26 protein-coding genes are annotated in these 22,705 nt (G+C 34.6%); 16 read left to right on the top strand and 10 right to left on the bottom strand.

Going from position 1 to position 22,705, the window contains the following annotated elements; genetic code table 11:
- Positions 1-5: 5 nt before the first annotated feature.
- From NYG92_RS02650 to mobB, 3 genes are read right to left on the bottom strand one after another with little or no spacing between them, the layout of a single operon-like run.
- Positions 6-194: a hypothetical protein gene (locus tag NYG92_RS02650; RefSeq protein WP_270988374.1), complete on the bottom strand. Its 189-nt coding sequence runs from the start codon at positions 192-194 to the stop codon at positions 6-8.
- Entirely contained in the window at positions 187-1,032 is an 846-nt protein-coding gene (locus tag NYG92_RS02645; protein WP_289233456.1) for a class 1 fructose-bisphosphatase, read from the bottom strand. Before NYG92_RS02645 ends, NYG92_RS02650 begins: the two co-directional genes overlap by 8 nt.
- Positions 1,016-1,513, bottom strand: a complete 498-nt coding sequence (mobB, locus tag NYG92_RS02640) for a molybdopterin-guanine dinucleotide biosynthesis protein B (protein ID WP_289233455.1) — start codon at positions 1,511-1,513, stop codon at positions 1,016-1,018. The genes NYG92_RS02645 and mobB overlap by 17 nt, the downstream gene beginning before the upstream one ends.
- An 85-nt stretch (positions 1,514-1,598) precedes the next feature.
- On the opposite strand from mobB, the gene NYG92_RS02635 reads away from it, so the two are divergent.
- A complete protein-coding gene (locus tag NYG92_RS02635; RefSeq protein WP_027304024.1) occupies positions 1,599-2,087 on the top strand; it encodes a hypothetical protein in 489 nt (162 codons plus the stop codon).
- Here NYG92_RS02635 and NYG92_RS02630 read toward each other — a convergent pair.
- The 3 genes from NYG92_RS02630 to gltX are packed head-to-tail and all read right to left on the bottom strand — an operon-like array spanning position 1,984 to position 5,163.
- Entirely contained in the window at positions 1,984-3,591 is a 1,608-nt protein-coding gene (locus NYG92_RS02630) for a lytic transglycosylase domain-containing protein (RefSeq protein WP_289233454.1), read from the bottom strand. The genes NYG92_RS02635 and NYG92_RS02630 overlap by 104 nt on opposite strands.
- A complete protein-coding gene (locus NYG92_RS02625; protein ID WP_289233453.1) occupies positions 3,588-3,863 on the bottom strand; it encodes a YggT family protein in 276 nt (91 codons plus the stop codon). The genes NYG92_RS02630 and NYG92_RS02625 overlap by 4 nt, the downstream gene beginning before the upstream one ends.
- 1 nt (position 3,864) lies before the next feature.
- A complete protein-coding gene (gene gltX, locus NYG92_RS02620; RefSeq protein WP_289233452.1) occupies positions 3,865-5,163 on the bottom strand; it encodes a glutamate--tRNA ligase in 1,299 nt (432 codons plus the stop codon).
- 104 nt (positions 5,164-5,267) lie between these two features.
- On the opposite strand from gltX, the gene NYG92_RS02615 reads away from it, so the two are divergent.
- The 10 genes from NYG92_RS02615 (at position 5,268) to NYG92_RS02570 (ending at position 15,310) form a co-directional block, all read left to right on the top strand.
- A complete protein-coding gene (locus NYG92_RS02615; protein WP_214140965.1) occupies positions 5,268-6,392 on the top strand; it encodes a metallophosphoesterase in 1,125 nt (374 codons plus the stop codon).
- Complete coding sequence (locus NYG92_RS02610; RefSeq protein WP_289233451.1) at positions 6,389-7,195, top strand: phosphatidylserine decarboxylase; 807 nt, start codon at positions 6,389-6,391, stop codon at positions 7,193-7,195. Before NYG92_RS02615 ends, NYG92_RS02610 begins: the two co-directional genes overlap by 4 nt.
- A gap of 113 nt (positions 7,196-7,308) precedes the next feature.
- The gene (locus tag NYG92_RS02605) at positions 7,309-9,513 is read left to right on the top strand and encodes an NADP-dependent isocitrate dehydrogenase (RefSeq protein ID WP_289233450.1); all 2,205 of its coding nucleotides are present in this window, start codon (positions 7,309-7,311) and stop codon (positions 9,511-9,513) included.
- Entirely contained in the window at positions 9,510-10,412 is a 903-nt protein-coding gene (locus NYG92_RS02600; RefSeq protein ID WP_115632824.1) for a malate dehydrogenase, read from the top strand. Before NYG92_RS02605 ends, NYG92_RS02600 begins: the two co-directional genes overlap by 4 nt.
- Positions 10,413-11,576, top strand: a complete 1,164-nt coding sequence (gene sucC / locus NYG92_RS02595) for an ADP-forming succinate--CoA ligase subunit beta (protein WP_270976441.1) — start codon at positions 10,413-10,415, stop codon at positions 11,574-11,576.
- Positions 11,577-11,585: 9 nt separating this feature from the next.
- Entirely contained in the window at positions 11,586-12,455 is an 870-nt protein-coding gene (gene sucD / locus NYG92_RS02590) for a succinate--CoA ligase subunit alpha (protein ID WP_289233449.1), read from the top strand.
- Between the two features lie 9 nt (positions 12,456-12,464).
- A complete protein-coding gene (locus NYG92_RS02585) occupies positions 12,465-12,776 on the top strand; it encodes a 4Fe-4S binding protein (protein WP_004275437.1) in 312 nt (103 codons plus the stop codon).
- Positions 12,777-12,784: 8 nt separating this feature from the next.
- Entirely contained in the window at positions 12,785-13,909 is a 1,125-nt protein-coding gene (locus NYG92_RS02580) for a 2-oxoglutarate synthase subunit alpha (RefSeq protein WP_289233448.1), read from the top strand.
- A gap of 1 nt (position 13,910) precedes the next feature.
- Positions 13,911-14,756, top strand: a complete 846-nt coding sequence (locus NYG92_RS02575; protein ID WP_004277258.1) for a 2-oxoglutarate ferredoxin oxidoreductase subunit beta — start codon at positions 13,911-13,913, stop codon at positions 14,754-14,756.
- Positions 14,753-15,310, top strand: a complete 558-nt coding sequence (locus tag NYG92_RS02570; RefSeq protein ID WP_270960295.1) for a 2-oxoglutarate:acceptor oxidoreductase subunit OorC — start codon at positions 14,753-14,755, stop codon at positions 15,308-15,310. Before NYG92_RS02575 ends, NYG92_RS02570 begins: the two co-directional genes overlap by 4 nt.
- A gap of 9 nt (positions 15,311-15,319) precedes the next feature.
- Here NYG92_RS02570 and cmoB read toward each other — a convergent pair whose 3' ends face one another.
- Together cmoB and rpsO are read right to left on the bottom strand one after the other, a co-directional pair.
- Positions 15,320-16,162, bottom strand: coding sequence for a tRNA 5-methoxyuridine(34)/uridine 5-oxyacetic acid(34) synthase CmoB (gene cmoB / locus NYG92_RS02565; protein ID WP_270987945.1), 843 nt, complete (start codon positions 16,160-16,162; stop codon positions 15,320-15,322).
- 32 nt (positions 16,163-16,194) lie between these two features.
- The gene (gene rpsO, locus NYG92_RS02560) at positions 16,195-16,467 is read right to left on the bottom strand and encodes a 30S ribosomal protein S15 (RefSeq protein ID WP_004275432.1); all 273 of its coding nucleotides are present in this window, start codon (positions 16,465-16,467) and stop codon (positions 16,195-16,197) included.
- A gap of 132 nt (positions 16,468-16,599) precedes the next feature.
- Between rpsO and NYG92_RS02555 the strand changes: the two genes are divergently transcribed.
- The 5 genes from NYG92_RS02555 to NYG92_RS02535 are packed head-to-tail and all read left to right on the top strand — an operon-like array spanning position 16,600 to position 21,034.
- Positions 16,600-17,001 carry an Rrf2 family transcriptional regulator gene (locus tag NYG92_RS02555; protein WP_289233447.1) on the top strand — a complete coding sequence of 134 codons (402 nt, stop codon included), beginning with the start codon at positions 16,600-16,602 and terminating at the stop codon, positions 16,999-17,001.
- A complete protein-coding gene (gene flhA, locus NYG92_RS02550) occupies positions 16,994-19,165 on the top strand; it encodes a flagellar biosynthesis protein FlhA (protein WP_289233446.1) in 2,172 nt (723 codons plus the stop codon). The genes NYG92_RS02555 and flhA overlap by 8 nt, the downstream gene beginning before the upstream one ends.
- Before the next feature lie 9 nt (positions 19,166-19,174).
- Positions 19,175-20,215 (top strand): DHH family phosphoesterase, encoded by a 1,041-nt coding sequence (locus NYG92_RS02545; RefSeq protein ID WP_289233445.1) that lies wholly within the window; start codon positions 19,175-19,177, stop codon positions 20,213-20,215.
- Positions 20,208-20,426 (top strand): hypothetical protein, encoded by a 219-nt coding sequence (locus NYG92_RS02540; protein WP_270982258.1) that lies wholly within the window; start codon positions 20,208-20,210, stop codon positions 20,424-20,426. The genes NYG92_RS02545 and NYG92_RS02540 overlap by 8 nt, the downstream gene beginning before the upstream one ends.
- A gap of 29 nt (positions 20,427-20,455) precedes the next feature.
- Positions 20,456-21,034 carry a hypothetical protein gene (locus tag NYG92_RS02535; RefSeq protein WP_270976512.1) on the top strand — a complete coding sequence of 193 codons (579 nt, stop codon included), beginning with the start codon at positions 20,456-20,458 and terminating at the stop codon, positions 21,032-21,034.
- Here the strand turns inward: NYG92_RS02535 and NYG92_RS02530 are convergent.
- Positions 21,012-21,158: a hypothetical protein gene (locus NYG92_RS02530; protein WP_004277266.1), complete on the bottom strand. Its 147-nt coding sequence runs from the start codon at positions 21,156-21,158 to the stop codon at positions 21,012-21,014. The genes NYG92_RS02535 and NYG92_RS02530 overlap by 23 nt on opposite strands.
- A 47-nt stretch (positions 21,159-21,205) precedes the next feature.
- Complete coding sequence (locus NYG92_RS02525; protein ID WP_289233507.1) at positions 21,206-22,270, bottom strand: tyrosine-type recombinase/integrase; 1,065 nt, start codon at positions 22,268-22,270, stop codon at positions 21,206-21,208.
- Between the last annotated feature and the right edge of the window lie 435 nt (positions 22,271-22,705).

The raw sequence follows: 22,705 nt of genomic DNA, 5'->3' as shown, positions 1-22,705 counted from the left end.
CTCCTTTAAAATTCAAATCCGCCTTCGGTTTTACCCTTAGACATACTATTATAAACGGCATCTACATAGTTTTTTCGCGTAGTGCAACTAAAAATTTCTTCACACTTATAGCAGGAATTTAGTCCTCTATCATTTTGACATTTTTGCAAAATGTCTTTTTTGAACCTCATATCTTCTTCAAATTGATCAGCCATTGTATGCCTTTAAAAGCTTATTGATTTCATACTCGCTACCGAAAAAACAAGGGCTAGTAGCGTGAATTTGATGAAATTCAAGCTCAAGCAAAGAGGCGTTTTGTCCGTTTGTAGTCGCTCCTCCAGCTTTTTCTATGATGAAAGCAAGGGGGAAAATTTCAAAGAAGGCTCTTAATTTTCCATTTGGAGCATCTTTTGTGGCAGGGTAGCTAAAAAGCCCTCCGCCTTTTAATAAAATTTGATGAATATCACTTACCATAGCCCCACTATATCTTAGTCTATAACCCTCTTCAAAAAGGCTTTTAATAAAAGCAGCGTGTTTTTCTTCCCAAAATTTTTGTGTGCCACCTGTGGCGTTTATCTTACCTTTTTCAGCCATTTTAAGCTCTTTGACAAAGTCAAATTTACCCCCCTCATTTAAACGATACAATTTGACTTCCTCACCCTCGCAGCAAACAAGCTCAAGTCTCGCTCCATAAACGCTATAAAGTGCCACTTTTAAATTTTTAGCCGAAACTTTTTCTTCGTAAATGGCAAAAATAGAACCTATGGCAAAATTAACATCCATTAAAGAAGAGCCATCAAGTGGGTCGTAAGCAACGATAAATTTGCCATTTTCATTGAGGTGAAGTGTTTCTTCTTTTTCTTCGCTAATGAGCGCCTTTAAGCTTTTGCTTGTGCTTAAGCGTTTTGTGATGATTTCATCGCTTAAAACATCAAATTTAAGCTGAGTGTCGCCGCTTGAGTTTTTTTCCTCGCTATATGTGGTGTCTGGAAATTTAAGCTCGTTTGAAATTTCTATCACGGCTTCTTGTATGAGTTTAACGAGTTCTTGCATCAAATTCTCCTTTTAAGGCATTATTAAGTATGAAGGAAGCGATTTGCTCTAGGTCATTTAAATCAAGCCATACAAGATTTTCATACGAAATTTTTTCATAGCTTGCTATGGCGTTTGAAAAGCTAAAATAGCTCGTATCAATCTCTTTACAAAAAACGCTAATTCTAGGTAAATCAAGCTCTTTAAGTCCCTCAATGAGACACAAATCAAATTCCACAAGCTTTAAGGCTTCGAAAATATCCCTTTTTTTGTGAGAGAAAAGGATCGTTTTTGTTGGGCTTAAGATGATGGTCTCAGCACCACTTTGAAAGAATTTAAAGCTATCTTTGCCCTCTTTATCAAAATTTGTTTTATCGGCTGGATCGTGCTTAATAACAAGAACCTTTAAGCCTTTTTGCATAAAGTGCCGTGTTAATTTTTCTATAAGCGTAGTTTTACCAGAATTTGACGGACCACTAAAAGCCATAATGAGTTGCTTCATACATACTTCTTTAAAAATTTTACAAAATTATATCTTTTTAAAGCAAAAAATTTATAATAATGAGATTTTTTTAAAGGATAAATTGATGAAAAATATAATTTTAATTTTTGCTTTGTTTTTAACTTCTTGCGTAAGTAAAAATGAGGTGCAAAAAGATGTCGATTTAAAAACGCAAACATTAATGTTCGCACAAAAACATAAAATTAGCATTGATGAATTAAATATTGTAGCGACCTTGAGTTATCTTAATCCCACCTTAGATGAGGAGAGCGAAAGGGATATTTTTATTTTGTCTTTCACGCCCCATTTGTTAGAATTTCATAGTTTAAAAGTTTTTATTAATCATAGAGAGGCACAAGTTGAGGCACTTAAAACAAATGATGAGCTTTTGAAATATCTTATTAATAATAGCTATACGAAATATTTTAAGGTTTATTTACCTAGCTTTAAAAAAGAAAATTTTCTTAAAGCTAGGGTTTGTTCGCTAGAGTTTGCGTGTTTTGAATTAGATTTTCAAAGATATCCGAAATCTTTATATTATCGTTCAGAAGATGTCGATACGCAATATAATTAGCCAAAACTTTTTTCCCATAAATTCGCGTTTCTTGGTAAGGCACAAGCTCCATCGATAAAAAAGGCTCAAATTTCCCTTCTTTAAACATATCGTTTCTTTTTAAAAGTCTGCTTGTGAAACCTATGCCTGCATTATAGGCGTAAAAAACATAAAGCGGTGAATTAAGATGTTTTTCCAAATAATTAAGATGATGATTGGCAAATAAATAAGCAATTTCTGGCTTAAACATAAAATCTTGGTCAAAATTTGCAATTTTAAGCTCCTTATGACCGATGTGATTTGCTAAAAATGGCATAAATTGCATAACGCCGAGTGCGTAAGAAGTCGAAATCGCCGTAGGGATAAAGCGACTTTCTTGTCTGGCTATGGCTAAAATAAGGGCTTGTCTTTTTGCTTCATAATCTTTTATGTATTCATAATAAGGCATAATAAAATAGTTTTTTTTGTCGCTTTTTTCTTTGATTAAAGCGTAAATAGGCAAGGTGCTTTCTGTTTTAAAATGCTTTTCTAGCTTTTTTAGCTCATTTGAGTTGGCATCTCTTATCTTTCTAGCAAGATTTTGCCAAGCAAAAGGATCGCTCATATCAAAATCGCTTTTTTTCTTAGGAGCTTTCAATACTTTAAGCTCGATAAAAGGTGCGTTAGTAAGCTCTCTGGCATAAAGGCTATAAATGTTTAAAGATTGACTTTTGGCTAGTTCTTTTAGATGCTTTTCATCTTTTTTAATAAGCCACAGCCAAAAAAGAGCATTGTCTTTATTTGCCTTCACTTTAAAGCTTTCGTAAGCATTTTTAAAAAATTCATAAGCCAAATCTTCTTCTTCAAAAATAAGCGCATTAACTCCTAGATAAAAAGCACTATCTTCACTTACAAGGGTAGCATTGACATCTAAAAGCGACTCGGCGAATTTGTCATTTTCTTTTTTGATGATGATATTTTGTGCGAAATTTTTAAAATTTTCGTGCGTGGCAAGTTTATTAACAAATTTTTCATTGAGATTCAAATCCGCTTTTTTAGAATAATTAAAATATTTAAAAAAGGCATTTGTGTCTTCATTTTTAATAATATAACTCATAGGATTTTTTTCATTAAAGGCAAGAAGTAATGTGTTAAAATTTGGTAAATTTTTTGCAAGGATTTGCCTTGTATCTGGCGTAAGAGAGGCGATGAAAGCAAGGGAATTTAAACGCACACTTTGACAGCTAGTATTTGCATCTAGTATATTTTCTTTTGTGTAGGTGTAGCATTTTGCATATTTTGAATTAACATAAGGTTTTATAGGAGCGAGTTTATCAAGCTCCTTTTTTAAAGAACCGACATAGCGAAAAATGTGAGTATGCAAATTTTTCGCCTCTTTTTTATCTAGAGCATCATTTTGCAAAAGTCTATAAATATAATAATCTTTAGCTATGGAATTTTCATATTTTTTAAGGGTTTCTAGCTCGTAGGGAGCAGCCTTTAAAAAACACAATGTGAAGATGAGTAAAATAAGCTTTTTCATCACATAAATCCTACAATTAAATTGCCTAAAAGACTATTAGCAAACCGTAATGCTAAAATAATAATTAAAGGTGCGAGGTCTATACTTCCTATACGCGTTGGAATTTTGCTTACTAAACGATAGGCAGGAGCGCTAAGTTTGTATAAAATTTGCACGATGGGATTATAAGGGTCTGGGTTGACCCAGCCAAGTAAAGCACTAATCACAATCACCCAAGTGTAAATATTAATTAAAAATTGCAAAAGTTGTATGAAACTAATGATTAAAAAATCCATTTTAAGTCTTTCTAGCAAGTTCTTTTATGAAGGGTTTAAGATGAGGATAAAGCTCATTAAGCTCGGGTCCGTGTGTGCTACCCGTTAGCACTATCCTTAAAGGCATAAAAAAATTTTTGCCTTTTAAATCACTTAGTTTTATTAATTCTTGTTTAAATTCCTCATAGCTCTCTTTTAGCTCACATTTTTCTAAAGCTTCTTTTAAAATAAGGCTTTCTTTCTCAAATTCCTTATAATCTTTTGGACCAAAAATAGCATTTAATTTTTCCTTAAGCTCGACTAAGGTGCTAGCCTCTTGAGTATAAAATTTCGCCAAAGGGGCTAAATTTTTATCCGTTTTTAAAAGAGCATTTAAGCTTGTATCGTCAAGTTTTTTAATATGTTCTCTATTAAGTTGCAAGAGCTTTTTTAAATCAAATCTCGCTGGAGCTTTAGAAAGCTTAGTTAAATCAAACCACAAAATCGCCTCATCAAGAGTAAAAATTTCACAAGGCGTTTTATTGCCAAGTAATAATAAATAATTTGCCACCGCACTCGGTAAAATTCCGCTTTCTAAAAGCCATTTTACGCTAGAGTGTGCTTCTCTTTTACTCATTTTTTGTCCCTCTTCATTAAGGATAATGGGCAAATGCGCGTAAGTCATAGGCTTTTCATAATTTAAACTCGCACGGATATGCTCTTGTTTGGGAGTGTTAGAAACATGGTCTTCGCCTCTTATAATGCAAGAAACCCCCTCAAGCATATCATCAACCGCACAAGCAAAATTATAAGTGGGAGTTTTATCCGCTCTCATAATGACAAAACTATCGATATTTTCAGGCTCAAAGCAAAGCTCCCCTTTGATAAAATCTTTAAATTTCATCGCTTTTTCTGGCTTTTTAAGGCGTATAACAAAGGGCTTTTCGTTTTCTAAAACATCGCTATCTTGCAAATTTTCACAAGTTCCATCATAGCGGTAAGGTTTATTTTGTGCCTTAGCAGCTTCTTTTTTAGCGTTTAATTCTTCTTCCGTGCAAAAACAAGCAAAAGCCCTTTTTTCACTCACTAGTTTTAAAGCCATTTGTCTGTGAAATTTCAAATTTTCACTTTGCACATAATAATGCTGCCACGAAATGCCAAAAAGTTTTAAAATTTCCTTAATTTCCTCTTCTTTCCCTGCGATATTTCTAGCCTTATCTGTATCTTCTATGCGTAAGATAAAGTCCGTTTTCTCTTGCTTAGAGCAAATGTAATTAATCAAAGCCGCCCTTAAATTCCCTATGTGCATATCTCCAGTAGGAGAGGGTGCGAAACGATACATTTTATAACCTTATTGTGTATTTTGAGTGGGGATTATAGCAAAAAAGTTTATATGGATATTTAATTTTAGCTTGTTATAATTCGCATTTTATTTTGGAGGGCTTAATGATATTTTTGATTTTTTCTTTTGGTGTAACTTTAATCTTTGGCTTGGCAAATATTTATATTTACAAAAGATTAGTGCTAAAATTCATCACGCTTAAATATTTAAGGCGACTTTTTGCCTTGATACTTTTCGCTCTTTTTTTAGCGCAAGGCTTTTTTATGGTTTTTCGCTCAAGCGAGTATTTAAATGACGCTTGGTATAGCTTTTTTGCTTCTTTGTATGCGCCGACTTATTGCTTTTTCTTTGTAACTTTACTTTTGGATTTTTTAAGATTTATGTTGGCACTTTTGGGTAAAAGTTTTATGAAAATTGCCTCTTTTCTTAAAGTGAGTTTTGAAATTTTTGTGCTTTTATTTGGAGCTTTCATAACTTATTTTAGCATTTATAGTGCGATTAAGGTGCCTGAATTTAGTGAGGTTGATATTAAAATTTCTCATTTAGAAAAAGAACTTAAAATTGCTATGCTAACAGATATCCATTTAGGAAAAAATTTGCACGAAAAATTCCTAAGTGAGATTATAGAAAAGGTTAATAGTAAAAATGTCGATATGGTCGTTATTGTGGGTGATTTAGTCGATGCAAAGCCTGAAACTTTAAAGCCCTACATCTCAAAACTTAACGATTTAAAATCGACCTATGGCACTTTTTATGCTTTGGGAAATCACGAATATTATCACGGGATTAACGAAGTTTTAGAGCTTTTAAAAGGTCAAACTAATATGAAAATTTTAGTTAATGAGGGACTTGATTTGGGTTTTATGAATATTGCTGGAGTAGGGGACTTAGCTGGACTTAGAAAGGGCATTTTAGCACCTGATTTAGCAAGAGCTAAGGTGGATTTAAATTTAAGCAAACCAAGTATTTTGCTCGCTCATCAGCCTAAAACCACACAGCTTTATGATGTGAGTGATTTTGATTTGATTTTAAGCGGGCATACGCACGGAGGGCAAATTTTTCCTTTCGCACTTTTGGTAAAGCTTCAACAAGGCTTTGTTTCGGGTCTTTATCCTTTGAGTGAAAAGACGCAGCTTTTTGTAAGTCGTGGGGCAGGCTTTTGGGGACCTAGTCTTAGAACCTTTTCTCAAAGTGAGCTTGTCATTTTAAATTTAAGGGGCAATAAATGAGTTTTGATAGAGATAGTTCGAGGATTTTTGGGGTTATAGCGGGTTTTAAATTTTTTAAAGCTTTACAAAAATTTATCAATGAACGCTATGTGAAATATTTTAGCATTGATATGAGCGAATTTAAACAACCAAGCGAATATGAAAGCCTAAACGCACTTTTCACAAGAAAGCTAGAAAAGCCAAGAAATTTAGAAGATGATTTTATCTCACCTAGCGATGGAAGCATTTTGCAAAGTGGAGAGACTTTTTTGGCTGAAAATGAGCTTTTTGCTTTTAGTATTAAGGGACGAACTTATAGCGTGGAGGAGCTTTTAAGAGATAATTATGAAAAAGAGGAGTTAGAAAATGGACTTAATTATACAAATATCTACCTTTCTCCAAAAGATTATCATCGCTATCACGCACCTTGCGATATGCAAATTTTAAGTCTTAGTTATACAGGTGGTGCCCTTTTTAGCGTCAATGAAAAACATTTGTTAAAAATAGCAAATCTTTACACCCAAAATGAAAGGGTGAGTTTAAAATGTAAAAATGTGGAAAAAAATTTCATCTTTTGGCTTGTTTTTGTTGGAGCACAAAATGTCGGCAAAATGCGTTTTAAATTTGATAAAAGTGTGCAAACAAATATGAAATTCGCACATAATTTCACGCGAAAATATGATAATTTAAGTATCAAAAAAGGCGAAGAGCTTGGGAATTTTGAGTTAGGTTCCACCATAGTCGTTTTGTCGCAAAAAGGATATTTAAATTTTGAGTCAAAAGTAAAGATTAAATTTGGAGAAAAGCTTGCAACTTTTCTTTGAAGAAAAGTTGCCTTTTTCTCTATTAATAAAACTAAAAAAAAGTTTAAACTTGCTCTTGCATTTTTTCGAAATTTTATTATACTTTGAAGAAATATTAGGAAAAAGGATAAAAGATGCATATTACCTATACTCTAACAGATGAATCGCCAGCCCTTGCAACTTACTCGTTTTTACCTATAGTCAAAGCTTTTTTAAGTAAGGCTAATATAAGAGTAGTAAGCTCTGATATTTCTTTATCTGGTAGGATTATAGCCGAATTTAGCGAAAGCTTAAAGGAAGAGCAAAAGTGTGAAAATGCTCTAGCAAATTTGGGCGAATTAGTCAAAAAAGTGGACGCAAATCTTATTAAAACTCCAAACATTTCCGCTTCTATCCCCCAGCTTAAAGCGGCGATTGAAGAATTGCAAAAAAAGGGGTATATGTTACCAAATTACCCAGATGAGCCAAAAAATGATGAAGAATTTCAAATTAAGTCAAAATACCAAAAAATTCTTGGCTCTGCTGTAAATCCTGTTTTGCGTCAGGGTAATTCAGACCGCCGCTGCACTAAGGCTGTGAAAGATTATGCAAAGCATAATCCTTACCGTGTTATCCCATTTGATCCAAAGTCAAAAAGTAGAGTTTCTTATATGAAAGATGGTGATTTTTTCTCCAATGAAAAAGCGATTTTAATCAAAGATGATTGTTTGGCTCATATTGAATTTATTAGCGAAAATGGCACAAAAACGATTTTAAAAGAAAATTTAAAGCTTGAGAAAAACGAGCTTTTGGACGCAACTTTCATGAGTGTAGAAAAATTAATGCGTTTTTATGAAGAGCAAATTAAGCTTTGCAAAGATGAAAATCTGCTTTTTTCTTTACACTTAAAAGCTACGATGATGAAGGTAAGTGATCCTATTATTTTTGGTTATGCTGTGAGGGCTTATTTTAAAGAGCTTTTTGAGGAATTTGGCGAGGAATTTGAAAAATTAAGTATCAATGCAAACAATGGCTTAAATGAGCTTTTAAACAAAGTGGAAAATTCAAGTCAAAAGGATGCTATTCTTAAGAAATATCACGAAATTTTAGATAAAAGTGCGGATATTTCTATGGTAAATTCAGACAAGGGCATTACAAATTTACATATCCCAAGTGATGTTATAGTCGATGCTTCTATGCCTGCTATGCTTAAAAATGGTGCAAAGCTTTGGGATAAAGAGGGTAAAGAAAGAGATGCTAATGCCTTAATCCCCGATAAGACTTATGCGACTATTTATGAAGCGGTGATTGAAGATTTGCATAAAAATGGCACTTTAAATCCTGCAAAACTTGGTAGCGTTTCAAATGTCGGTTTAATGGCTAAAAAAGCGCAAGAATATGGCTCACACGATAAAACTTTCATCGCACCAGAAAATGGCACGATGAGAATTATTGCAAATAGAGAAGTTTTACTTGAACATAAGCTTAATAAAAATGATATTTATAGGGCAAATCAAGCTAAATTTGACGCGATATTAAACTGGATTGACTTAGGAATTCAAAGACAGGAATTAAGTGGCGATGAGGCTATTTTTTGGCTTGATGAAAAGAGGGCTAACGATAAGATAATGATAGAGCTAGTTAAAAATCGTCTCAAAGAAAAGGGTAAAAATATTGAAATTTTGGCACCTTATGAGGCTTGTTTAAAAAATTTAGAGCTTATTCGAGCGGGAAAAAATGCTATTGCCATTACGGGTAATGTTTTAAGAGATTATTTGACTGATTTGTTCCCTATTTTAGAGCTTGGAACAAGTGCTAAAATGCTCTCAATTGTGCCTATGTTAAATGGTGGAGCAATGTTTGAAACAGGAGCAGGGGGGTCAGCACCCAAACAAGTGGAGCAACTTGTCGAGGAAAATCACTTGCGTTGGGATAGTTTGGGAGAATTTTTAGCCTTGCAAGCGAGTTTGGAATTTTATGCACAAAAATGCAAGTCAAACAAGGCTGAAGTTTTAGCTAATTGTTTAGATGAAGCCATTGGTGAGTGGCTTGAAAATAACAAAACGCCTTCGCGTAAGGTCGGTGAGGACGATAATAGAACGAGCCATTTTTATTTGGCGATGTATTGGGCTAATCATCTATCAAGACAAGCCCAAGATGTGGAATTGCAAAGCTTTTTTAAGGATATAGCTTTGGAATTTAGTTCTAATGAAGAGGAAATTAGGGGGCAATTTAATAATGCTCAGGGCGTCAAAGTCGATTTGGGAGGCTATTATAAATTTGACGATACAAAAGCTGAGGCAATTATGCGTCCTAGTGCTTTATTTAACAATATTATTGCAAAGATAGGGCAAAGATGAAAATTACCATCATAGGTGCTGGAAATGTCGGCACAAGCGTTGCTTATGCTTTGATTATGAGAGAATTTGCAAAAGAAATTGTCTTAATCGACATCAATGATGACTTACTTTTAGCAAAGGAACTTGAGCTTTCTCAAAGTATAGCGGCTTTAAATTTGGATATAGAATTAATTTGCACTAAAGAATATTCTCATACGCAAAATTCTCAAATTATTCTTTTTACGGCAGGTTTGGCTAGAAAGGATGGGCAAAGTAGAGATGAGCTTTTGCAAATTAATGCAAATATTATGCTCGATTGCGCTAAAAGAGTTAAGAGGTTTAATGAAGAACCACTTTTTATCATTTTGACAAATCCTGTAGATTTTCTTCTTAATACCCTTTATGAAAGTGGGATTTTTAATGCTAAGAAAATTGTCGCTATGGCTGGAGTTTTGGATAATGCGCGTTTTAAATATGAACTTGCCAAAAAACTTAAAGTAAAAACTTCAAGTGTGGATACAAGACTTATGGGCTTTCATAATGATGATATGGTTTTGTTAAAATCGCATTCAAGCGTAGGTAATCGCAAATTAACAGAACTTTTAAGCGAAGAAGAATTTGAAGATGTGGAAAATGAAGTAAAAACGGGTGGGGCAAAAGTTATCAAACATCTTAAAAATTCGGCTTACTTAGCTCCTGCTAGTGCTTGTCTTAGAATGCTTGAAGCTATGCGTTCTGGGGAATTTTTACCTATGAGTGTGATTTTAAATGGAGAATTTGGGATTAAAAATAAGGCTTTTGGGGTAATGGCTAGACTAGGACTTGAGGGCGTAAGGGAGATTATGTGTCTAACTTTAGCTCAAGAAGAGCAAGAAAAATTAGAAAAATCGCTAATTAAATATCAATACAAAGGAGAATAAATGAATATACATGAGTATCAAGCAAAAGCAATTTTTGTGGAAAATGGCGTTGCTACGCTGAAGGGCAAAGTGGCTTTTAGTGTCGATGAGGCTGTGGCTAATGCCAAAGAATTAGGCGGTAGCGTATGGGCTGTTAAAGCTCAAATTCACGCTGGTGGTCGTGGGCTTGGCGGTGGTGTTAAAATCGCTAAAAGTCTTGATGAGGTGAAAAGCTATGCCGAGCAAATTTTAGGTATGACTTTGGTTACACATCAAACTGGACCTGAGGGGAAACTCGTTCAAAAACTCTATATTGAAAGTGGAGCAAATATTGTTAAGGAATATTATTTGGCGATACTTTTTAACAGAATGGCGGAGCAAATTACCATTATCGCTTCAAGTGAAGGCGGTATGGATATAGAAAAAGTGGCTAAAGAAAGCCCAGAAAAAATCGCTAAAGTTGGTATAGACCCACAAATAGGCTTTAAGCTTTTTCACGCCTTAGAGGTGGCGAAAGTTTTAGGACTTGATAAAGATGAGAGTAAAAAACTTGCCGTAATGATAGAAAAGCTTTATAAGCTTTATATGGATAAAGATATGAATATGCTTGAGATTAATCCTCTCATTAAAACAGCTGAGGGTGATTTTTACGCACTAGATGCAAAATGTAGTTTTGATGATAGTTCTTTATATAGACATAGTGATATAGCGGCACTTAGAGATATTACGGAGGAAAATGACGCTGAGCGTGAGGCGGGAGAATTTGGACTTAGCTATGTCAAGCTTGATGGAGATGTTGCTTGTATGGTTAATGGTGCTGGTCTTGCTATGGCGACTATGGATATTATTAATTATAGCGGTGCAAAGCCTGCAAATTTCTTAGATGTGGGTGGTGGTGCTTCGCCTGAAACCGTGGCTAAAGCTTTTGAGATTATTTTAAGAGATAAAAATGTCAAGGTTATTTTCATTAATATCTTTGGTGGAATTGTGCGTTGTGATAGAATAGCAAATGGAATTTTAGAGGCGACTAAAAATGTCGAAGTTAATGTTCCTATCGTGGTGCGACTCGATGGCACGAATGCGGCAGAGGCAAAAAGTATTTTAGATAATTCAAATCTTAAAAATATTAAAGCAGCGACTAGTCTTAAGGAAGGCGCTGAACTTGTAAAAAGTCTAGTAGGATAAGGAAGAAAAATGAGCATTTTAGTTAATAAAAATACAAAGGTTATCGTTCAAGGTTTCACAGGTAAAGAAGCAACTTTTCACGCCGAGCAGTGTATGACTTATGGCACACAAATAGTCGGCGGAGTAACACCTTTTAAGGGTGGCACAGAGCATTTAGGAAAGCCTGTTTTCAACACTGTCGCGGAGGCTGTTAAGGCTACTGGAGCTGATGTGAGCCTTATTTTCGTGCCAGCTTTTGCAGTGGGAGATAGTGTGATTGAAGCTGCGGATGCGGGCATTAAACTTGCTGTTGTGATTACTGAGCATACGCCCGTTAAAGATATGATGTTTGCTAAACAATATGCAAATAAAAAAGGTATGAAAATCATAGGACCAAATTGTCCGGGCATTATCACTTCGCAGGAGTGCAAATTGGGCATTATGCCGGGCTTTATTTTTAAGAAGGGTTGTGTGGGTTTAATTTCAAAGTCAGGCACACTTACTTACGAAGCTGCTAATCAAGTCGCACAAAGTGGTTATGGAATTTCAACTGCTGTAGGTATAGGCGGAGACCCTATTATAGGACTTGCTTATAAAGAATTACTAAGTGAATTTGAAAAAGATGCTGAAACTAAGGCTATTGTAATGATAGGTGAAATCGGTGGAAGTTTAGAAGTGGAAGCGGCAAAATTTATTAAAGAAAGTATCACTAAACCTGTGGTAGCTTTCATCGCAGGAGCAACTGCTCCTAAGGGTAAAAGAATGGGACACGCAGGTGCTATCGTAGGAAGTAGCGATGAGAGTGCAGCAGCAAAAAAAGAAGCTTTAAAAAGCTATGGAATTCATGTTGTCGATTCTCCAGCTTTAATCGGCGAAGAGATTAAAAAAATACTAGCTTAAAGGATATTTATGAGTATAATCGCTCCAAAAGATACGCCCGTTTGGGTTGATGAGCATAGATGTAAAGCGTGTAATATTTGCGTTAGTTACTGCCCTGCTGGGGTTTTGGCTATGCGTGATGATATTCACGCTGTTTTAGGACAGATGATAGAAGTTGTGCATCCTGAATCCTGTATAGGATGCACAGAATGCGAGACGCATTGTCCTGATTTTGCAATTATGGTAGCAAAAAGAGATGAATTTAAATTTGCTAAGCTTAGCCCAGAAGCCAAAGAAAGAGCTTTAGCGGTGAAAAATAACAAATACAAAAAATTAGCATAGGAAAAGATATGAGAGAAGTTATAGCAACGGGAAATGTTTTAATCGCAAAGGCTGCGATTGATTGCGGGTGTAAATTTTTTGGAGGTTACCCTATTACTCCAAGCTCAGAAATTGCCCACGAGTTAAGTCATATGCTTCCTGCTAATGATGGCACTTTTATCCAAATGGAAGATGAAATTTCGGGCGTGAGTGTTGCCATAGGCGCAGCTATGAGTGGAGTAAAATCAATGACAGCGAGTTCAGGTCCGGGAATTTCCTTAAAGGCTGAGCAAATAGGACTTGCTTTTATCGCGGAAATTCCTTTAGTGATTGTTAATGTTATGAGGGGAGGTCCATCGACAGGTTTGCCAACGCGTGTGGCTCAAGGCGATTTATTTCAAGCTAAAGCCCCTACGCACGGAGACTTTGCAAGTATAGCCATAGCTCCAGCCTCTTTGGAAGAAGCCTACACAGAAACCATTAAAGCTTTCAATTTAGCTGAAAAATATATGACTCCCGTGTTTTTGCTTATGGACGAAACTGTGGGACATATGAACGGAAAAGCGATTTTACCTGACTTAAAAGATATTAAAATCATTAACCGCAAAAAATTTAGCGGTGAGAAAAAGGATTATAAGCCTTATGCGGCAGGGGAAAATGAAGCGGCGGTTTTAAATCCTTTCTTTGAAGGTTATCGTTATCACATTACAGGACTTCATCACGGAGATATAGGCTTTCCTACTGAAGATGGTGCTATTGTGAAGAAGAATATAGAAAGATTGATAGGCAAGATTAAAAATAATAAAGATGATATTTGTGCTTATGAGGAATATATGCTAGATGATGCTGAATTTTTAATTATAGCCTATGGAAGTGTGAGCCGCTCGGCTAAAGAGGCGATTAACCGCTTGAGAGAAGAGGGTATCAAAGTAGGGCTTTTCCGTCCTATTACACTTTATCCTGTGGCGGAGGAGAAAATCGCTGGGGTTGTAGCTCGATTTAAAAAAGTTATGGTAAGTGAGCTAAATATGGGGCAATACCTTGAAGAAATTGAGAGAGTTAGCTCGAGAAAAGACTTCATCTCGCTTCATAGAGCTAATGGACGCCCTATCACACCGAGTGAAATCATCGCTAAAGTAAAGGAGAATTTGTAAAATGGCATTTGATTATGATGAATATCTAAGAGTAGATAAACTCCCAACTCAGTGGTGCTGGGGCTGTGGCGATGGAGTTGTGCTAAAATGCATTATTAGAGCGATTCAAAAATTAGGCTGGAATATGGACGATGTATGTTTGGTTTCAGGTATAGGGTGTAGTGGAAGAATGAGCTCTTATGTAAATTGCAATACTGTGCATACTACACACGGCAGGGCAATCGCTTATGCTACAGGCATAAAACTTGCTAATCCTAGCAAACATGTTATCGTAGTCAGTGGAGATGGCGATACTTTAGCTATCGGTGGAAATCATACTATACACGGTTGCCGTAGAAATATTGATTTAACGCATATTGTGATTAACAATTTTATTTATGGTCTTACAAATTCACAAACCTCCCCTACGACACCAAAAGGCTTTTACACTGTTACCGCACAATTTGGAAATATTGATCCAAATTTTGATGCCTGTGAATTAACTAAGGCAGCAGGAGCTTCCTTTGTAGCAAGAGGCAATGTAATCGAAGCAGCGAAACTTGAAAATTTAATTTATAAGGCTTTAGCACATAAGGGTTATAGCTTTGTCGATGTGTTTTCAAACTGCCATATTAATTTAGGTCGTAAAAATAAAATGGGCGAAGCGGTGGCTATGCTTGATTGGATTAAAAATCGTGTCGTTGATAAATCTAAATTTGAGGCAATGGATTTTGAAGAAAGAAGAGATAAATTTCCAACAGGCGTTTTGCACGAGGATAATACCCAGCCTGAATACTGCCACGCTTATGAAGAAGTGCGTAAAGCAGCAAAAGAAAAAAGAATGGTGGATTTAGGAGCTTTAAAATGAAGTATCAATTAAGATTTGGAGGTGAGGGCGGACAGGGCGTTATCACTGCTGGTGAAATTTTAGCTGAGGCGGCGATTAAAGAAGGGCGTCAAGCTTTTAAGGCTTCTACTTATACTTCTCAAGTGCGCGGAGGTCCTACTAAGGTCGATATTATCATCGATGAAAAGGAAATTTTATTTCCTTACGCTGTTGAGGGGGAAGTTGATTTTATGCTTTCAACAGCAGATAAGGGCTATAAGGGCTTTAGGGGTGGAGTAAAGGAGGGAGGCATTATAGTTATTGAGCCGAATTTAGTGCATCCTGAGGAAGAGGATTATAAAAAATGGCAAATTTTTGAAATCCCTATTATCACCATAGCTAAAGAAGAAGTGGGTAATGTCGCTACACAATCAGTCGTTGCCTTAGCTATAGCTGCCTATATGAGCCGTTGCATTGATCTTGATGTTTTAAAAGAAACTATGCTTCATATGGTTCCACCTAAGACTCGTGATGCGAATTCTAAGGCTTTTGATTTGGGTATTCAATACGCTAAACAAACAAAGCCTCACGCTTAAAAAAGGGCTTTACGCCCTTAAACGCACATAAACTCTTTTTGGTGCTTCGTAGCCTTCGCAAGTTAAATTTTCATTTTCAGGATCAAGAAAATTTTCTAAAGAATAAGAATCTATCCAAGCTGTTTTTCTTTGCTCTTCTTTGTCTGTTTTTTTAGTCGCTAAAACTTCAAAATTTTTAAAGCCAGCCCTTAAACACCAATTTTTCAAAGCTTTAATGGAAGGAACAAAATAAATATTTGGAATTTTAGAATAGGTATTTTGCGGAACAAGTGCTATTTCCTCATCGCTTTCTATATACATCGTATCTAAAAAAACAATGCCTCCTAATTTAAGAGCTTTTTTTAAATCCTTAAGCATTTTGATAGGGTCGCTTCTATGATAAATCACACCAAGACAGAAAATCACATCAAATTTTACTGCATAATTAGGTAAATCCTCCACCCCCAAAAGCTCAAATTTAATGTTGGTTTTTGCTAGAGCATTGATAAGCTTAAATTGTAGATGATATTTTAAGGATGGGTCAAAGCCTATGATTTGTTTGGGAGAAAATTCGAGCATTTTAAACATATAATAGCCATTATTACATCCCACATCGGCGACTATTTTATCTTTAATATTACACATAAAAGGTTTTAAAATGTCAAATTTGATAAAGCTTTGCCACTCTGTATCGATGAAAAGATCATCTATTTTAAAAGGACCTTTACGCCAAGGTTTAAGGGCTATGGCAAGTTCTTTTATTAGGTTTGTTTGACTTTTATCGGTGGTAATTTCTACGCTTTGAGTTAGCTTAAATTTACAAGATAATTTTTCTAAAGAAGCGATTTTTGTTTCAAGTGTTTGTATATCCATTTGTAATGAGGATAAAGCCTTAAATAAGGCTTTTACTTATCTCTAAGTTTTAATTCTGTGATAATTTTGATGTAAGATTGATAATCTTTTCTTTTAAGATAGTTTAGCAATCTTTTTCTTTGACCAACAAGCTTTAAAAGTCCCAAGCGTGAAGAAAAATCTTTTTTGTAAATTTTAAGATGTTCTGTAAGCTCGGTAATCCTAGCTGTTAAAAGTGCCACTTGCACTTCCGTAGAGCCTGTATCTCCTGCCTTTTTGGCGAATTTCGCAACAATTTCTGCTTTTTTAGCCGAATCCAAAGCCATTTTGACCTCCTGATTGGTAGAATTAAAGTGGGAATTATACTTTAAAAAGCAAAAAATAAGCTTAATTTTACCTCTTAACACTATGGAAACTTTTTTTTATTATAATACCTAAATTTATTTTAAGGAGAATTTGTGCTTTTAACTAAGGCTAGTGAGTATGCTTTGCTTTCTTTGATTTATATCTCTTCTAAATCTACCCCTTGTGATGTCGATACTATGGCGACTGAGCTTGAAATCCCTAAAAGTTTTTTGGCGAAAATTTTGCAAAATTTAGCAAGAGACGGTTTGCTTCACTCTTATAAGGGTGCAAAGGGGGGCTTTAGTCTTGTTAGAGAGCCAAAAGCCTACACGCTTAAAGAAATTTTAGCAAGTGCTGAAAAAAAGGAAGTTAGCGTTTTTGAGTGTAGTGGTGGAGTTTGCCCTAGCCAGAAGGAAAATTGTCATCTTTTATCTGTGCTTATGAATTTACAGCAAAAAATTGATAATTTTTTAGATTCCATTACTCTAGAGGATATTATTAAAAATAATGGCTAAAAAGAAAACTCTAGATTTTGTTTTTCCTTTTTTGGGTCCTTTAATTGCGCCCATTATTAAAGCAAAAAGCATAACGATTGTTATATTTATCGTTTGTATTTTAGCCATTATCATCGTTCCTTTACCTGGACCTATTTTAGACTTTTTTTTGGCTTTAAGTATAGCTCTTTCTGTTTTAATCATACTTATTTCAATTTATATACCAAAGCCCACAGACCTTACGACCTTTCCTACGCTAATTCTTATTATCACGCTTTTTAGATTAGCCTTAAATATTGCTACAACAAGAATGATTTTAAGTGAAGGGCAAAATGGAGCTGATGCTGTTAGTGAAATTATCGCTGCTTTTGGGGAATTTGTCGTTGGGGGGAATTATGTCATCGGTGTAGTTGTTTTTTCTATTTTAGTTTTGATTAATTTTATGGTTGTAACTAAAGGTAGCACGAGAGTTTCGGAGGTCCAAGCGCGTTTTACTTTGGATGCTATGCCGGGTAAGCAAATGGCTATCGATGCGGATTTAAATGCAGGCTTGATAGATGAGCAAACAGCTAGAGCAAGACGCCAAGAAATTATAGCTGAGGCGAATTTTTACGGAGCTATGGATGGTTCTTCTAAATTCATTAAAGGCGATGCTGTTGCTGGGATTATTATCACAATCATTAATCTCATAGGCGGTTTTCTTATTGGCTCTTTTCAGCACGATATGAGCTTAAATGACGCTGCGGCGACCTTTACCATACTTACCATAGGCGATGGGCTTGTCTCTCAAATTCCAGGACTCATCACTTCTACTGCCACCGCTATCATTATCACGCGCGCAAGTAAAGATGAAGAGAATTTTGCAGAAGGCTCACTCACTCAACTTTTAAGTGAGTATCGCACGCTTTTGATTGTGGGTTTTATTTTATTTATCTTTGCTTTGGTGCCAGGTCTTCCTACACTTTCGCTTGGTTTTATGGCTTTAATTTTTTTGAGTCTTGGCTATTTAACTAAACAAGTAAGAGAGGGTAAAATCGACATTGTTAATGTCAAAAAAACTAAGCCAGCCGCCGCAAGTGCTATGGGAGGAGTTGGTGGAACAGCTACTGCTATGCCTGTGGCAAAGAAAAGTGAAGAGGAAATTTTAAGGGAAGAGGAAGCGAAGATCAATGACATCTTAAAGGTTGAAATTTTAGAACTTGAGCTTGGCTATGCACTCATTAAACTTGCTGAAACAGAGCTAACCGAGCGAATTCGTTCTATGCGTAGAAATATCGCTCAAAGTCTTGGCTTTTTAATGCCTAAAATTCGCATTAGAGATAATTTAAAATTGCAATCTAATAAATATAATTTCAAACTTAAAGGCGTGTCTTTAGCGACTTTTGAAATTTACCCTGATAAAGTCTTAGCCGTTGATGCAGGCTTTGTAACGGAAGAAATGGAAGGTATAGCGACAAAAGAACCAGCCTTTAATTCTAATGCCGTTTGGATTGATCCAAGTAATAAAGATGAGGCAAATTTAAATGGCTATGTTGTGGTTGATCCTGCTAGTGTGATTGTAACGCATATGACAGAACTTATCAAAAAGCACGCTAGTGAGCTTTTAACACGTCAAGAAGTGCAAAATATGCTCGATAAAGTGCAACAGGACTACCCTATGATAGTTGAGGAGTCTAATATCTCTGTGGGCTTAGTGCAAAAGGTGCTTAAGGACTTGTTAAAATACCGCATACCGATTAAAGATATGCTTACCATTCTTGAAACGATGAGTGATGTGGCTGAAGTGAGTAAGAGTCCTGATATGATTATAGAGCATGTTCGCTCCGCTCTTGCGAGGGTTATTACAAATATGTATATGGACGAAAAGGGGATTGTAGATTTTTTCATCTTAGACTCTGCGACTTCGGCGTTTTTGTGTGATTTGGTGCAGTTTAGAGATGGGAGCTATCATGTGCCTTTAAGTGTGGCACAAACAGCGGTTTTAATCGACACTTTAAAGGCAGAATATGACGCCGTTTCAAACGGTCGTATTAAGCCTTTTTTACTCTGTGTGGAGTCTAAGCTTCGCAAATTTTTAGCCGAGCTTTGTCATAATTTTAATATTAACATTGTCGTTATAAGTTTTGCTGAAATCACAGAAAATACAAATTTAAACACAGAAGGCATCATTAAGGTCGAATTTTAAGGATAAAAAATGAAAATTTATCATCTCTCACACACGGATTTAGATGGATATGCGTGTCAATATATTGTCAATTTTTATTTTAAAGATGTGAAATTTTATAATTCTAATTATGGCAAAGAGATTAATGAAAATTTTACAAGCATTTTAAACGATATTGAAAAAGATGAAGAAAACGAAGCTTTGCTTCTCATTAGTGATTTAAATTTAACCCTTACACAATGTGAGGAATTTGAGAAAACTTGCAAAGAAAAAGGCATTAAACTTTTGCTTTTAGATCATCATCAAAGTGGCTTTGAGTGTATGCAAAAATATGATTGGTATTTTTTGGATAGTTCGCGTTGTGCGGCTAAGATTGTTTATGACTTTTTTTCTAAAATTTGCTTTAAAGATGAGAATTTAGAGCGTTTTGTAAGGGTTGTTAATGCGGTGGATATTTGGCTTAAAGATGATGAGTATTTTGAGCTTGGGAAAGTTTTTTTAGGGCTTATTGCTAATGCAAAAGAGATTAATCGCGTCATGTTTCAAAAAGAAAATGTGCTTTATATGTTTTTTTTGCTTGAGAGAGCGAGAAAATTTATAGAAAAAGAAAATGCTCACATTTTGCTTGATAATGCTGTGCATTTTATCAAAAAGGATTATTTTTTGATAAAAAAGCCTGATGATACTTTGGCAAATTTACTTTCTTATTTCATAGTGGAAAAATTAAGCTTGATGAAGGAAGAATTTGTGATTTATTATGAAAATTGTAAGGGAATTTTAACTTCAAATATCGGCAATACCTCCATAATAGGCAATGATTTTTTAGTGCAAAATCCTGATTTTGACTTTTTCATCGATGTAAGCTCGAGAAAAACTTTAAGTTTTAGAGCAAATGGCAAAATTGATGTGAGCTTAATGGCTAAAAGATTAGTCGGCGGAGGAGGGCATAAAAATGCTAGTGGAGGGCTTTTTGTAGGCTTTAAAGAAAGTGCAAATTATAAATTCATCAAAGCGCAAATAATAGATTTGATTAGGGCGAAAGAATTGAAAAGGGAGGCGGAAAATGTCTAAGGAACTTGAAGATTTAAGATATGAGTTAAGCATCGTTTTGGAGGCTATGCTTTTATATGCTGGGGTTAAAAAAGATAAGCTTGAAAAGGCTATTGGGCTTTATATTGATAATATCGACTCTGTGCTTGAAAACTCACAAAGCGAGGGCGTAGAGGAGGTTTTAGAAGTAGTGGAATATCTAAGAAAACATCACGGGGAGTGTTTTGAGTGAAATTTTTTTTAAGTCTATGTTTACCCTTAATGCTTTTGGCAAATATCTATGAGGAATTTAGCGATTTTGCTTATGAAAAAAGGGCAGGGCAGGGCTTTAAAATCAGCGATGTAAAGCTTGTTGATTTCTATCAAAATGAAAAATTTTGCCTACAAATTCTTATAGATTCTAAAGAAGTAAGAGTGATAAAAAATTCTATAAAATGCGAAAATTTGGCTAAGGATAAGAGCTTTTTAGATTTTTTAAATAATGATTTCCTAAGCCTTTATCATCAAGATGACACCGCACTTCAAAAAGAGCTTCTATCTTTAAAAAAAGTGATGAGAGACATTATGGTGTATTATAAGCTTAGATTAAAACTTGATAAAGCTATGACAAAAGATCCAAATATAAGCATTTTAAAGCTTGATGAAAATGGTGGAACCTTACTTTATAAGATTAACAACCAAGCTTGTGTTGGCATAGAGCTTTTTAAAGAAAATAAGATGAAGATGAAAATTTATGGCATAGAAAATTTAGATAAAAAGTGTAAATTTTTTATCTCATCTCCAGCTTTTAAAGAGCTTTCTTATACTAAAAACGAATTTAGATTGTATGTTTTGGAGTGAAAAACGCTTTAATTTTTAAGAAAAAATGACTAAGAATTTGCCAAAGATTCTGCTCTTTTGAGCCTAAAGCCTTAAAAACGCAATTATCCAAATCTTTTTTTTCTTGAACGCTTAAATTTTTCATTAAAAAACCTTATAAAATATTGCAAGTGTGAATTATAGCATAAGATTTCATTTTTTACTCAATTCTTCAGCGACTTTAGCGGCTAATTTTAATTTTTCACTATCAAAATGCGTATAAATACGTGAAGTATTTAAGTTAGCGTGTCCTAGGGCTTCTTGAACTAAAACGAGATCTTTTTGCTTTTTGTAGAGTAGAGTGGCAAAAGTATGGCGAAGCATGTGAGCGCCATTTTTTTGCTTTCTAATGCCTGCTTTAAAAAGTATTTGCTCGACTATACGACTCACATAAGCTTGGGTGAGAGGAGTGCCTTTTTTATTGACAAAGAGCAGGGAGTCTTGACTAAGATAATTAATTTTAACATTATCAAGTAAAGTGGAAATAAGCTCTTTTTTTATCATCACGAGGCGATATTTATTACCTTTGGCGTGAATTCTTATGTGATATAAGCCATCTTCTTCGCTAATGTCCTTAAGCTTTATATGTAAAGCTTCACTCACTCTTATGCCTGTGAAAATGATGATTTTAATGATAAGCTTATTGCGTATGGTGTTTGCTTTAAAGTCAGCACTATCGATAGCTTCAAGAAATTTTTTAAGCTCATCTTCGCTCATAAATTCAGGCAGCTTCACACCTCTAGCACCAGAGACACCTGCCCAATTTTTGAGATTAATATCGAAAATATGGGCTTTAGAGTCCTCTTCATTTTGTCTATTTAAAAAATCAAAAAAATTCATCACGGCAATGCGGTAATTTTTTTTACTTGCATCCGATAAAGCCCCCGTGATACTTGCTAAAACCTCTACGATAAGCTCTTCATCAATTTGCTTAAGAGAGTGGAGCTTGTAAAAATTTAAATACTCAAAAAGCTTTTTTAGGGGATTAAAATAGGTGCTTACTCCTGTAAGACCGGCATTTCTAGCCTTTTTGACAAGGGCATCAAGAGCATTAATGTGTTTTGGAATTTGTGTTAAGGCGTAATTAACCTCCGCTAAAATGGCTGGATTTTTAAGCTCTTTATTGGAAAGGGAGCTTAGTTTATATTTTACAAATTTAGTAAGCCAAAACAAAAGAGATTTTTCAAAATTCTCTTCACAATCTAGAGGATATTTCATCATTAAGCCTTAAATTTTTTAAAAGCTATTTTAGTATTAAAAAAGTAACGAAAGGCTTTTTAAAGCAAATTTGAATTTATGAATAATTTATAATAATAGTTAAAAAAATTATAAAATAAAACTTAATTTAATCATATAATTTTATGATTAAAGGTAAAATTTGTTAAATTTTATAATTTTGTATTGAAAACTATAATTTTCAAACTTTTATTAAAACACACAAAGCTTCACTCTAAATATCTCCTTTAATCTCTATTTTATAGGATATATATCTTTTTAACTTTTGCGTTAAAATAACTTATCCATAAAATTTGACAAAATATTTTTTGTAAAATCTCTTGCATTTTGAAAACTTATATTTTACTTTTTAAATTTTCTAAGATGAAATTTGAAAATATGATTTTTTAAAAAATTATCAATATTATTATTTTATTG

Origin of the sequence: Campylobacter felis (assembly GCF_030250085.1) — a bacterium.
Taxonomy (GTDB): domain Bacteria; phylum Campylobacterota; class Campylobacteria; order Campylobacterales; family Campylobacteraceae; genus Campylobacter_D; species Campylobacter_D upsaliensis.
Note: the sequence above shows the minus strand (reverse complement) of the source record. Positions and strands in the feature narration are given on the sequence as shown.

Coding starts and splice junctions, on each gene's coding strand:
- mobB (WP_289233455.1), bottom strand. CDS start 1,513: ATGAAGCAACTCATTATGGCTTTTAGTGGTCCGTCAAATTCTGGTAAA.
- NYG92_RS02580 (WP_289233448.1), top strand. CDS start 12,785: ATGAGAGAAGTTATAGCAACGGGAAATGTTTTAATCGCAAAGGCTGCG.
- NYG92_RS02545 (WP_289233445.1), top strand. CDS start 19,175: ATGAAAATTTATCATCTCTCACACACGGATTTAGATGGATATGCGTGT.
- rpsO (WP_004275432.1), bottom strand. CDS start 16,467: ATGGCTTTGGATTCGGCTAAAAAAGCAGAAATTGTTGCGAAATTCGCC.
- NYG92_RS02625 (WP_289233453.1), bottom strand. CDS start 3,863: ATGGATTTTTTAATCATTAGTTTCATACAACTTTTGCAATTTTTAATT.
- NYG92_RS02525 (WP_289233507.1), bottom strand. CDS start 22,270: ATGAAATATCCTCTAGATTGTGAAGAGAATTTTGAAAAATCTCTTTTG.
- NYG92_RS02575 (WP_004277258.1), top strand. CDS start 13,911: ATGGCATTTGATTATGATGAATATCTAAGAGTAGATAAACTCCCAACT.
- NYG92_RS02605 (WP_289233450.1), top strand. CDS start 7,309: ATGCATATTACCTATACTCTAACAGATGAATCGCCAGCCCTTGCAACT.
- NYG92_RS02635 (WP_027304024.1), top strand. CDS start 1,599: ATGAAAAATATAATTTTAATTTTTGCTTTGTTTTTAACTTCTTGCGTA.
- NYG92_RS02530 (WP_004277266.1), bottom strand. CDS start 21,158: ATGAAAAATTTAAGCGTTCAAGAAAAAAAAGATTTGGATAATTGCGTT.
- NYG92_RS02540 (WP_270982258.1), top strand. CDS start 20,208: ATGTCTAAGGAACTTGAAGATTTAAGATATGAGTTAAGCATCGTTTTG.
- cmoB (WP_270987945.1), bottom strand. CDS start 16,162: ATGGATATACAAACACTTGAAACAAAAATCGCTTCTTTAGAAAAATTA.
- NYG92_RS02645 (WP_289233456.1), bottom strand. CDS start 1,032: ATGCAAGAACTCGTTAAACTCATACAAGAAGCCGTGATAGAAATTTCA.
- NYG92_RS02535 (WP_270976512.1), top strand. CDS start 20,456: ATGCTTTTGGCAAATATCTATGAGGAATTTAGCGATTTTGCTTATGAA.
- NYG92_RS02585 (WP_004275437.1), top strand. CDS start 12,465: ATGAGTATAATCGCTCCAAAAGATACGCCCGTTTGGGTTGATGAGCAT.
- NYG92_RS02615 (WP_214140965.1), top strand. CDS start 5,268: ATGATATTTTTGATTTTTTCTTTTGGTGTAACTTTAATCTTTGGCTTG.
- flhA (WP_289233446.1), top strand. CDS start 16,994: ATGGCTAAAAAGAAAACTCTAGATTTTGTTTTTCCTTTTTTGGGTCCT.
- NYG92_RS02650 (WP_270988374.1), bottom strand. CDS start 194: ATGGCTGATCAATTTGAAGAAGATATGAGGTTCAAAAAAGACATTTTG.
- NYG92_RS02600 (WP_115632824.1), top strand. CDS start 9,510: ATGAAAATTACCATCATAGGTGCTGGAAATGTCGGCACAAGCGTTGCT.
- NYG92_RS02610 (WP_289233451.1), top strand. CDS start 6,389: ATGAGTTTTGATAGAGATAGTTCGAGGATTTTTGGGGTTATAGCGGGT.
- gltX (WP_289233452.1), bottom strand. CDS start 5,163: ATGTATCGTTTCGCACCCTCTCCTACTGGAGATATGCACATAGGGAAT.
- sucD (WP_289233449.1), top strand. CDS start 11,586: ATGAGCATTTTAGTTAATAAAAATACAAAGGTTATCGTTCAAGGTTTC.
- sucC (WP_270976441.1), top strand. CDS start 10,413: ATGAATATACATGAGTATCAAGCAAAAGCAATTTTTGTGGAAAATGGC.
- NYG92_RS02570 (WP_270960295.1), top strand. CDS start 14,753: ATGAAGTATCAATTAAGATTTGGAGGTGAGGGCGGACAGGGCGTTATC.